This window comes from Bacteroidales bacterium (genome assembly GCA_016709865.1).
In the GTDB taxonomy this organism is placed as follows: domain Bacteria; phylum Bacteroidota; class Bacteroidia; order Bacteroidales; family VadinHA17; genus LD21.
The window spans coordinates 548717-561354 of sequence record JADJLX010000003.1 but is presented as its reverse complement, the minus strand read 5'-3'; the positions used below and the strand labels follow the sequence as shown (position 1 = coordinate 561354).

Annotated in this window: 3 protein-coding genes and 4 rRNA genes; 3 read left to right on the top strand and 4 right to left on the bottom strand. The window is 44.3% G+C overall.

All coding sequences use genetic code 11. The features are described 5' to 3' along the window. Positions 1–199 precede the first annotated feature (199 nt). Positions 200–2314: a SurA N-terminal domain-containing protein gene (locus IPJ16_07855; GenBank protein ID MBK7627098.1), complete on the top strand. Its 2115-nt coding sequence runs from the start codon at positions 200–202 to the stop codon at positions 2312–2314. A 439-nt stretch (positions 2315–2753) separates the two neighbouring features. On the opposite strand, the gene rrf (IPJ16_07850) is transcribed toward IPJ16_07855, so the two are convergent. From rrf (IPJ16_07850) to IPJ16_07840, 3 genes are all read right to left on the bottom strand, one after another. After that, positions 2754–2862: ribosomal RNA gene (gene rrf / locus IPJ16_07850) — 5S ribosomal RNA — on the bottom strand. Between the two features lie 146 nt (positions 2863–3008). After that, a 23S ribosomal RNA gene (locus tag IPJ16_07845) occupies positions 3009–5905 on the bottom strand. Between the two features lie 234 nt (positions 5906–6139). Beyond that, positions 6140–7664, bottom strand: a 16S ribosomal RNA gene (locus IPJ16_07840). Together the 16S, 23S and 5S rRNA genes form the textbook arrangement of a ribosomal RNA operon. A gap of 728 nt (positions 7665–8392) precedes the next feature. Here IPJ16_07840 and IPJ16_07835 point away from each other — a divergent pair. Both IPJ16_07835 and IPJ16_07830 read left to right on the top strand, forming a co-directional pair. Beyond that, on the top strand, positions 8393–11644 hold the full coding sequence (locus tag IPJ16_07835) for a hypothetical protein (protein ID MBK7627097.1): 3252 nt from the start codon (positions 8393–8395) through the stop codon (positions 11642–11644). 61 nt (positions 11645–11705) lie between these two features. Continuing rightward, on the top strand, positions 11706–12431 hold the full coding sequence (locus tag IPJ16_07830) for a PorT family protein (protein ID MBK7627096.1): 726 nt from the start codon (positions 11706–11708) through the stop codon (positions 12429–12431). Positions 12432–12486: 55 nt separating this feature from the next. Here the strand turns inward: IPJ16_07830 and rrf (IPJ16_07825) are convergent. Beyond that, positions 12487–12595 (bottom strand): 5S ribosomal RNA (gene rrf, locus IPJ16_07825). Positions 12596–12638: the final 43 nt, after the last annotated feature.

Here is a 12638-nt window from a genome sequence, read left to right as displayed (position 1 = left end):
TTATAGTTTTTTTATAGTTGGGCCGAAAATAACCCCCTTGCCCTCCGGGCATTCCCCCTGGGAGGGGAGATGCCACGCAGTGGCAGAAGGGCCTTAATATACAATTTAATATATGTCCAGTGTTTTAATGAAATTTTGTTATATTTGTCGCCTGTATTAAAAAAGCAATATTTCTATTAATTATTAAAGTATATATTACATGTCAGCACTTCAATTTTTACGTGAGAAAGCCGGAGTTTTGGTTGCGGGAGTTATTGGTCTTTCACTTCTTTTATTTGTTGTGAGCGATTTCTTTGGAAATGGCAGAGGACAAAGGATGAAGATGAAGAAATACTATGAAATTGGTGAGATCGGCGGGGATATGGTACAGTACCAGGACTATGAGCTGAGACTTCAGAATCTTACTGAGATTTATAAGTTGTCAGGACGTACAAATCTTGATGAGGCTACTGTTGAAACTATGAGGGAGCAGACCTGGCAGCAGATGGTAAGGGAAAAGATCCTTGATTCACAGTATGAGAAACTCGGAATCGGAGTAAGTACTGAGGAAGTGGATGAGCTTGTTCTTGGAAACTATCCTCACCAGATAGTTCAGCAATTATTCACCGATCAGCAAACCGGTGCTTTTAACAAGTCATTCCTTGTTAACTTCCTTAAGCAGACCGAAGTTGATGAAACAGCAAAAAGATACTGGCTCTTCTTTGAAGATGAAATTGTAAACGACAGGATGAATACGAAATACAGTAACCTGGTGTCAAAAGGATTATATGTAACATCCAAACAGGCTGAATTTGATAAAGCTCTTGCCGGTAACACAGTTGACTTCAGTTATATTCTTAAGAACTATGCAACTATTGCTGATTCTTCAGTTACAATTACTGATAGTGAAATACAGGCTTACTATACTAAACACAAGGACAGTTATAAGAGAACTGCACTGAGAGATATTGAATATGTTACTTTTGATGTAACTCCTTCGGAAGAAGACATTAAGCAGACTGAAGACTGGATGAACAAAACAAAAGAAGAGTTTGCTGCTGCTGCTGATCCGGTTCAGTTTATTAACCTTACTGCTGACACCCGTTATGTTGGATTTTACACTCCACTGACAGACGTTCCTGAGAACCTGAGGGATTTTGCAAAAAAAGAAGATGTGACCTCAATTTATGGTCCTTATCTTGAAGATGGTTATTACAAAATGGCCAAACTTATTGCTGTAGCTAACAGACCAGATTCAGTTAAAGTTCGTCATATTCTTCTTTCTCCCAATCAGACAAGAAGTCTTGATGATGTTAAACGCCAGGCAGATAGCCTTATGAAACTGATCAAATCAGGAACTCCGTTTGAAATACTTGCTCTTGCCAATTCAGATGATCAGGGTTCGGCACAGCTTGGCGGTGACCTCGGATGGTTTCCGGAAGGAAGAATGGTAGTACCTTTCAACAATGCATGTTTTTCAGGGAAAAAAGGTGATTTAAAAACTGTTGAGACAACATTTGGTATTCACATTATTGAAATTCTTGCACAATCGAAAGACACCAAAAAGTATAATATCGGTCTCATTGACCGTAAAATAATACCAGGTACCCTGACCAACCAGAAGATCTACAGTGAAGCCAGTCAGTTTGCCGGTACAAATGATACATATGAGAAATTCAACAAGGCTGTTGCCGAAAAAGGTTTGAATAAAAGAGTAGCCAATGACGTTTCTCCACAGCAGAAAACACTCCCCGGGCTTGATAGTCCCCGTGGTTTGATCATGTCTTTGTTTCAGGCTGAAGAAGGTAAAATTATACTGAGCAATGAGCAGGCAGTTTTCGAATTAGGAGAACAATATGTTGTTGGATATTGTACTAAGGTTCTGGAAGACGGAATTGCTCCCTTAAAAGATGTTGAGAACGATATTAAGTTCGCTCTTATAAAAGACAAGAAGGCTGAACTTATTTCAGCAGAATTTGTCAGGAATAGCGGTTCAGGCAAGACCCTTGATGATATTGCAAGAGCAATGTCGCTTACAATTCAGGAAGCTACACAGATTACCTTCAGATCATACACCGTACCAGGTGCCGGAACAGAGCCTGCACTTATTGCTGCTGCTTCAGCTGCAAAACAGGGTGAAGTTGCAGGACCGGTAAAAGGGCTTAATGGAGTTTATATGCTCATTGCAAATAATGTAACACCAGCACAGGGAGAAGATGTAAAGCTTTTACAGGACAGGCTAGCCTCTACATTCCAGATGAGAGGAACATATGAAGCTTATGAAGCTCTCCGTAAAAATGCAAATATCATTGACAGGAGATACAAGTTCTATTAGCAGAACACAGATTCAAAATATAAAAGGACATGCTGCGGTATGTCCTTTTTTTGTATCCATAAGCCGCTGCGCGGCATATCCAATGAAAGATTTTACTATTATTTTCAAACCCCTCTGCCCTTCGGGCATCTCCCCTGGAAGGGGAGAAAATCCCTGCAATTAACCGAATTTCACTTACTTCCAGAGTTTTCTCCCCCCCCCGGGGGGAGTGGCCGGAGGCCGAGGGGGTGTATGTATGATGCAGGATTACCCTGTTAATCTTCTGCTAAGCGAAGTCTGGAGACTTCGCTTTACCTGCATTGTAGTCTTAAGGTTACATTTATCTGCGACGCAGTCAGAGACTCCGCCGGGCAAGAGTAATTTGGATTTCTTAGCGTCTTTGTGTGAATGGGGTATAAATAGAAAAAGCCCCTTGATTACTCAAGGGGCTTTTAATTAAAGTCGGCGACGACCTACTCTCCCACAATTGCAGTACCATCGGCGCTGTCGGGCTTAACTTCTCTGTTCGGAATGGGAAGAGGTGGAACCCCGACGCTATAGTCACCTAAAGATCTTTTGAAGTCTGAAGTCCGAAGTCCGAAGTCCGAAGTTTGAAGAATATATCTTCCTTACTTCTTTCTTCCGTCTTCTGTCTTCCGTCTTCCGTCTTTTAAATAACTTAGACACATCGGAAAGGAAAGTTAATAAATCTGTACCCCGAAAGTTTACGGGTAATTAGTATTGCTCGGCTTTGACGTTACCGCCTTTACACCTGCAACCTATCAACGTCGTAGTCTTCAACGACCCTTAAAGGAGATCTCATCTTGAGACGAGCTTCGTACTTAGATGCTTTCAGTGCTTATCTCTTCCAAACATAGCTACCCTGCGATGCAGCTGGCGCCACAACAGGTACACTAGAGGTCTGTCCAACACGGTCCTCTCGTACTAGTGTCAGGTTCTCTCAAATCTCCTACGCCCACAACAGATAGGGACCGAACTGTCTCACGACGTTCTGAACCCAGCTCGCGTGCCACTTTAATCGGCGAACAGCCGAACCCTTGGGACCTTCTCCAGCCCCAGGATGTGACGAGCCGACATCGAGGTGCCAAACCGCCGCGTCGATATGAGCTCTTGGCGGCGATCAGCCTGTTATCCCCGGAGTACCTTTTATCCTTTGAGCGATGGCCCTTCCATACGGAACCACCGGATCACTATGCTCTACTTTCGTACCTGATCGACTTGTCGGTCTCACAGTCAAGCGCCCTTATGCCATTGCACTCTGCGCACGGTTACCAATCGTGCTGAGGGCACCTTGAGAAGCCTCCGTTACTCTTTTGGAGGCGACCACCCCAGTCAAACTACCCACCAAACAATGTCTCCCCTTGCGGGGGTTAGGTTCCAGATAAATAAAGGGTCGTATTTCAAGGGTGACTCCCCGATTCCTGGCGAAACCGGTTCATAGTCTCCGACCTATCCTACACATTATTTACCCAAAATCAATGTTAAGCTATAGTAAAGGTTCACGGGGTCTTTCCGTCCCGTTGCGGGTACCCGGCATCTTCACCGGGACTACAATTTCACCGAGCTCGTGGCTGAGACAGTGCCCAGATCGTTACACCATTCGTGCAGGTCGGAACTTACCCGACAAGGAATTTCGCTACCTTAGGACCGTTATAGTTACGGCCGCCGTTTACTGGGGCTTCAATTCAGAGCTTCTCATCCCGAAGGACAATAACCCCCCCTCTTAACCTTCCAGCACCGGGCAGGTGTCAGGCCTTATACTTCATCTTTCGATTTCGCAAAGCCATGTGTTTTTGCTAAACAGTCGCCTGGGCCATTTATCTGCGTCCCTCTTGCGAGGGAGACCTTTTTCCCGAAGTTACAGGTCTAATTTGCCTAGTTCCTTAGCCACGGATCACTCGAGCACCTTAGGATTCTCTCCTCGACTACCTGTGTCGGTTTGTGGTACGGGCACCATGTACCTGAAGCTTAGAGGTTTTTCTTGGAAGTCTGTTTAGGATCACTATCCGCTTGCCCGAAGGCTCGCGGTACTGTCAGGTTCATCATACCAAAGCTATTAACCTTAATATATAACTACACCCTTTAACGTACTATTCCGTCAGTACGCGGATCTTTCACTACTCCGTCACCCCTTCGCAGTACACGGTGGTACTGGAATATTAACCAGTTGTCCATCGAGATCGCCGTTCGGCTTACCCTTAGGACCCGACTAACCCTGATCCGATTAGCGTTGATCAGGAAACCTTAGTCTTTCGGTGGACAGGTTTCTCACCTGTCTTATCGTTACTTATGCCTACATCTTCTTTTCCAGCCGCTCCAACATACTTTACAATACATCTTCTGCGCTGACTGGAATGCTCCCCTACCAATAACGCTCAAAAGCGTTAGTCCATAGCTTCGGTAATATGCTTATGCCCGATTATTATCCACGCACAACCGCTCGACTAGTGAGCTGTTACGCACTCTTTAAATGAATGGCTGCTTCCAAGCCAACATCCTAGCTGTCAAAGCAGTCGCACCTCGTTTAATCAACTTAGCATATATTTTGGGACCTTAGCTGATGGTCTGGGTTCTTTCCCTTTCGTCCACGGACCTTAGCACCCGCAGGCTCACTCCCGTGTATATCTTGCAGCATTCGGAGTTTGTCAGGGGTTGATAGGCGGTGAAGCCCTCTAGCCCTATCAGTAGCTCTACCTCTGCAAGACTCACCACGAGGCTGCACCTAAATGCATTTCGGGGAGTACGAGCTATTTCTCAGTTTGATTAGCCTTTCACCCCTATCCTCAGTTCATCCAAAGACTTTTCAACGTCAACTAGTTCGGCCCTCCATCCCGTGTTACCGGAACTTCAGCCTGACCAAGGATAGATCACAAAGTTTCGCGTCTACCCCCTCTAACTATACGCCCTATTCAGACTCGCTTTCGCTTCGGCTCCAACTCTTAAAGTCTTAACCTTGCTAGAGAGGTGTAACTCGTAGGCTCATTATGCAAAAGGCACGCCGTCACCAAACCTAAGTCTGGCTCCGACAGGTTGTAAGCGCACGGTTTCAGGTACTATTTCACTCCCCTGTTCGGGGTACTTTTCACCTTTCCCTCACGGTACTGGTTCACTATCGGTCTCTCAGAAGTATTTAGCCTTACCGGATGGTCCCGGCAGTTTCAATCAGGATTTCTCGTGTCCCGACCTACTCAGGATACCAATTATATTATTAATACTTACACGTACGGGACTTTCACCTTCTACGGTCTTACTTTCCAGAAATGTTCCATTTCATATTAATAATAATGTCACTGGTCCTTCAACCCCAAAAACGCCAAAACGTCCTTGGTTTGGGCTATTCCCCGTTCGATCGCCACTACTAAGGGAATCACTTTTGTTTTCTTTTCCTCCGGGTACTAAGATGTTTCAGTTCTCCGGGTTTGCTCCTCGTATCACTACGGGTACCAGGTCTTCATCCTGGTGGGTTGCCCCATTCGGAAATCAACGGATATATCGGATATTTGCTCCTCCCCGTTGCTTATCGCAGCTTGTCACGTCCTTCTTCGCCTCTGAGAGCCAAGGCATTCACCATGCGCTCTTATTTACTTTCTTGAGTTAATCAAATTTACTAACTTTCTTACCAATATGTCAAAGAACTTTTTCGGAATTGCCCCTAAATCCCCTTGAAGGGGACTTTTTTACCCCCTTTAGGGGGAAGGGGGCGAACCCCTTAACCACATACGCCTAAGCTTAAGTGGTTTAAGTTATAATAATGAAGTATACCAGACGGATATGTAACTATGTCCATTTTCTATCGGAGCACAGTTAAGTATTGATTTTCTCCAGAAAGGAGGTGTTCCAGCCGCACCTTCCGGTACGGCTACCTTGTTACGACTTAGCCCCAGTCACTAGTTTTACCCTAGGCCGCTCCTTACGGTTACGGACTTCAGGTACCCCCAACTTCCATGGCTTGACGGGCGGTGTGTACAAGGCCCGGGAACGTATTCACCGCGCCATGGCTGATGCGCGATTACTAGCGAATCCAGCTTCACGGAGTCGAGTTGCAGACTCCGATCCGAACTGAGACCGGCTTTCGAGATTCGCATCCTGTCTCCAGGTAGCTGCCCTCTGTACCGGCCATTGTAACACGTGTGTAGCCCTGGACATAAGGGCCGTGCTGATTTGACGTCATCCCCACCTTCCTCACGGTTTACACCGGCAGTTTCGTTAGAGTTCCCGGCATTACCCGCTGGCAACTAACGATAAGGGTTGCGCTCGTTATGGGACTTAACCCGACACCTCACGGCACGAGCTGACGACAACCATGCAGCACCTTGTAAAGAGTCCCGAAGGAAAGGGATATTTCTACCCCATGCACTCTACATTTAAGCCCAGGTAAGGTTCCTCGCGTATCATCGAATTAAACCACATGTTCCTCCGCTTGTGCGGGCCCCGTCAATTCCTTTGAGTTTCAGCCTTGCGGCCGTACTCCCCAGGTGGATAGCTTAATGCTTTTGCTTAGCCGCTGACTGTGTATCGCCAACAGCGAGTGATCATCGTTTACGGCGTGGACTACCAGGGTATCTAATCCTGTTCGCTCCCCACGCTTTCGTGCATCAGCGTCAGTAATGGCCCAGTAAGCTGCCTTCGCAATCGGTGTTCTGTGTAATATCTAAGCATTTCACCGCTACATTACACATTCCGCCTACCTTGACCGTACTCAAGACTAACAGTATCAATGGCAGTTCTCCAGTTAAGCTGAAGGTTTTCACCACTGACTTATTAATCCGCCTACGCACCCTTTAAACCCAATAAATCCGGATAACGCTCGCATCCTCCGTATTACCGCGGCTGCTGGCACGGAGTTAGCCGATGCTTATTCCCAAAGTACCTTCAGTTCTGTACTCGTACAAAATTTTATTCCTCTGGAAAAGAAGTTTACGACGCATAGCGCCTTCTTCCTTCACGCGGGATGGCTGGTTCAGGCTTACGCCCATTGACCAATATTCCTCACTGCTGCCTCCCGTAGGAGTCTGGTCCGTGTCTCAGTACCAGTGTGGGGGATCACCCTCTCAGGACCCCTAGACATCGCAGCCTTGGTAAGCCGTTACCTTACCAACTAGCTAATGTCACGCATGCCCATCCCGTACCGCCGAAGCTTTAAATATCCAAAGATGCCTCCAGATATCATTATGGGGTATTAATCCGAATTTCTCCGGGCTATCCCCCTGTACAGGGTAGGTTACATACGCGTTACTCACCCGTGCGCCGGTCGCCACCAAAGTATTGCTACCTCGTGATGCCCCTCGACTTGCATGTGTTAAGCCTCCCGCTAGCGTTCATCCTGAGCCAGGATCAAACTCTTCATTGTAAAAATTTATTCTTAAATCTCTTTACAAAAATCAATCCCGAAATCTCAATTCAAAATACTAACAAGTTATCTTGACAAGATATTTCCATATCTCGTCTGGTTGTTTACTTCATAATTTCAAAGAACTATTCTTTTGCTTTTGGGACGACAAAGTTAATACTTCCTGTCATCTATTCCAAAAAAAAACGAGATATTTTTTCCGGCTTTTTTCTTTCCCTGCTTTCCTTTCTCCTCAAAGCCGGAATTCTATCTCTCCTTCCCTTCAATCAACTCTTTGTCTTAAAGCGGGTGCAAATGTATGAAATGATTTTTACAATGCAAATAAAATGCAAGATATTTTTCAATTAATTTAATATTATTTCATTCCCCCTCTGATAAACAGTCACATACAAATCAAAAAAAATCAGATACGCTTTATTATAGTAGAAACAGACCTATACCATTATATATATAGGGGAAATTCCAATAGAAAAAAGCACAAGATATACCTGTATATTCACTTAAGTTACCTTTATCCTAAAATGAAGGCACTTCATCAACAGAAACAGCTATTTCAAAAAAATACGCAAAAACTAGATGTCCAGATTCTGCTGATTGTTTAAATTTGATATAGAATACCCTTTTTAAAAACTCAGATATATGATTGAGCTTAAAAATGAACTATTCTATTTTATAAATGTTATTAAAAAATCGTACTCTTCTATTACTAATTTTAATCTGTTATTCTTATGAAAAAAAATCTGTTTTTTGCAGTTATCCTCAGCATCGGATTAGCTGCATTAATTAATTCGTGCGTGAAAGACACTTTCACGGAGGAAGATGCTTATGCTCAGCAACGCAAGAATGAGTTATTACAGGACTCACTTGCAAAAGCCAAGCTTCTGACAGAGGCTAATCTCACCACCGAGCAGATTATGCTGCTGGACTCCCTGAAAAAAGTCGGGGGGGTAATTAACTATTCCGTTGCTGCAGTTATTGCAAGCGAGTCCTCATGGTGGAACGATTGGGTTGCCTTATATAGTAAAGGAGAACAGGCTCAGATGGCCCTTGACGGAGCAACTGTAACTGTTGCCCAACACGGACGCCTGTTCACTGCTACTACCGATCTAAGTGGAATAGCATCCTTTAAAGACCTCAGGGTTGGTACCGCGAACGTCAATATCAGGAAGACCGGCTTTACAGAGGTAAGCTATGTCGTGGATCTGCCTCCTCTTACAGAAGGATCAATAATTACTGTAAATGAGGATGATGGATATTATGTAACCGATACAGTCACAACCACAAATAATGTCATAGATATTGTTCGTCACGTTGCAACTGCAATACCTGTTTTCTCACTTACTACCAATCTTTCCACAGTTTCAGGTGTAGCTACAGTTGAAACCGACCTGACCAACGATGTACCGGAAGTTGCAGCAGGTGTAAAAATAAAAGGGATAATTGATGTGTACAATTCCAGTTTCTGGGAAAATTACATTTATGTTCCAAACGTACAAGATTGGTGGGGAGGTTACAAAGGATTTACCTATTACGGAAAAATCAAGACTATTGCATTCAGCAGTACAGTATCATCAGCAACAACTGCTGCTGACGGTACATTCTCAATACAGGTTCCATCAACACCTCAGGGATTACCAATTGATTTCGAAGTAGATCAGTTTGCTTTGAATCAGTCGCTTCTAATGCCGGCTATTTATGGTGTTCCGGTATGGGGTGTTCAGTCAGTAAGAACTCTGTTCGGCCCTGGCATCAGCTACAGCCCGATACCTAATCTTGGTCTGGCTCAGATGAATGTACAGTCTGCATATGTTCAGTTCTCTGCACCAACAGGAACTCCTGCAGCGCAGCCAACATCCGTTGCATCAGCAACAGCAGTTCTTGCAAGCTCAGGCATCGTTTCAATTAACATGACATCAGCAGGAGAAGGTTATACTCAGGCTCCTCTTGTAAGAATATCCAAAGGATCTGTTATTAATTCTGTGCAGGCTGAAGGTACAGCGGTTATCAGCGGCGGCAAAGTCACCTCTGTAACGATTACAAGCGCCGGTACAGGTTATAAACCAACAGATAGTCCGACTGTTACTTTTGTTCCTAATATTGATCAGGTTGCTACAGCTACTCCAAAAATTGGATACTCACTGGCTACTATAGCTGTTTCTGCTCCGGGAGCCGGATACCTTGCTCCTCCTGCAGTTACTATTTCATCAAATACAGGAACCGGTGCGGCTGCAACAGCTAACATGTCGGGTTATGTATCAGCTCTCACACTTACAAATCCTGGTGCAGGCTATACAGCAACACCACTTGTATCAGTAGCTCCAAGCGGCGGAACTAATGCAACAGCTACATTAACAATGACAACAGCTAACCCTGTTCATTCAGTAACTGTACCGACAAACCTTAACTTCTGGACAACAAGGAAACGCGGAACTCGTATTACCGGAGCTGGTAGCGGCGCTCTGACAGACTCAACAATTCTCAGCAGTCAGGGACGTGTTGCATTTATAACTATTCTAAATGGTGGTGCAGGCTATATTACAGCACCAACAGTAACTATAAGCGGAGGCGGTGGTTTTGGAGCTACAGCAGTAGCTACACTTACCGGCGGTGTTGTAACCGGTATCTCACTGGTTACACAGGGATCGGGATATACATCAGATCCAACAATAACACTTACAGCTGCTCCTACAGGCGGAACAAATGCTACTGCAGCACTGAGAAGAGAGTTTCAGGTTACAGGAGTCAATGTTACAGCCAGCGGAAACGGATATGTAGCGGGCACAACAAACGTTCAGTTTGAGAATGCTCCAACTTCAGGAGTATATGTAGCAGCTCCGGTTGGAGTTGTAGCGAACCTTAGCATGAGCGTTGCAGGTATTACGGTATCTGTTGCAGGTACTGAATACACATCTGCACCGGCAGTAACAATTGTACCAGCTAACGGAGTTGTAACTACTCCTGCTACAGCAACTTCTGCTATCGCCTATTTTGTTAAAAATATCGTTGTTACAAACCAGGGCAGCGGTTATGAAGGAACTGATGTGCTTGTAACATTAGCTGCTCCTCCTGTCGGAGGTACTCAGGCAACTACCGGAGCAATCGGCAGAACCAACGGTGTACTCAGAAGGATAATTGCAGGAGCACCGGGTGTTGGATATACCGCTGCACCAAATGTTATTCTCACCAATGGTACAGGAGTAATACCTGTTAAACAGGCTGAGATTACTGCAACTGTAAGTGGCGGACAGGTAACCGGTTATACTATTACTGATCCGGGTCAGGGTTACGACTTTGCATCCGATGCACAGTATGGTATAGCAATTACAACATACAATATTTCTGCTGCAGCAGCAGCTAATCCTAATCCATCTTCAGGACAGATTGCATTTATAAATGTAACTGCCCCTGGTGCAGGTTATGCCGTTGTTCCGGAGGTTGAAATATTCAATGACACACAGGGTGATGCCAACGGATTCGGTACAGGTGCAACAGCAACAGCAGTTGTTACTGACGGAAGAATCAGTGCTATAACAATAACAAATGCCGGTTCGGGATATTATGTTTCTCCGAATATCAGAATTGTTGTTGTCTCCTCAGTAATGAGAGCATATGGTAGAGCTATAGTAAGTACTGATGGCAGAATTACCGGTGTAGACTTCTCAAATCCTTCAGGCGGATGGCCAGGATATCAGTTCACACAGGGTTATGGTTACGAAACTGCACCAACAGTTACCTTCCTACCGTCTGTTACGGGTAAAGGAGCAGGAGCTGCCGGTGTTGCAACTCTGACCAACGGAAGAGTAACAAATGTCATCATGACCAATGAAGGAAGCGGTTACATAGGCAGGAATAAACCTTTGCTTATGAACTACACAACGACTCCAAGCAGTAATATCTATGCTACGGCTGGAAAGAGCTATGTGCTTGACTTCTACTTCGGTACTGGTAAGCATACGGTTACAGAACAGGGTATTTTTTAATATAGTTTAATAAAGAGCAGGCAGCAGAGTCTGCCTGTTCTTTTAACTAATCTTACAGATTATGAAAAAGATATTACTATTATTATTAATGGTAGTATTCCTCAGTAACTTAAATGCCCAGGATGAAGGATCCGGATCGTTATTCGGTAAATTCTATATCGGAGCTAAGGCAGGTTATGGTATTTCTAATTTTGAGTCGACCGTTAATTCAGAGAAGGACTTTGCAAAGATGACTTTTGACAATGTTTCATATGGCATCGTAGCAGGTTTTGAACTAACTAACCGGTTATGCATTCAGGTGGAGGGAAATTATGCCCAATACGGGGCTAGAGAATTTATCCCGAATTATATTTATTCACCAACAAATCCACTATTTGTATCATACAATCCTAACACGACTGTTGATCATGTTGATATGGATTTGTTTTATGCTGACATACCATTAACCATACGTTATTCTCTGACAGACGGTGATTTTGCTCCATACGTTTACGGAGGAGTGAATTGGGGAATAAACATGAGCGGGAATGCTACTATTGTACGTAAATTTATCGAAAATGATGTTACTATTTACCGTGAGTTCAAAGATGATATAACAGGCCAGATTAAATACAACGACTTTTCACCTGTTGTTGGTGGCGGTGTTAAATTAAATATGGGCTCATTATCTCTTCTTGGTGACGTACGCTACAAACATGGTCTTAAAAACATAAGTAATGTGAATAACAGTTTAGGCTTTAAAAACAGTGCATTATATGTAAGTGCCGGACTTGTTTTCAACTTATAGGATCATAGGTATAATAAAAAAAGCCCTCTGGAAAACCAGGGGGCTTTTTAATTAAAGTCGGCGACGACCTACTCTCCCACAATTGCAGTACCATCGGCGCTGTCGGGCTTAACTTCTCTGTTCGGAATGGGAAGAGGTGGAACCCCGACGCTATAGTCACCTAAAGGTCATTTGCGATTTCGGATTTCGGATTTCGGATTTTTTTCA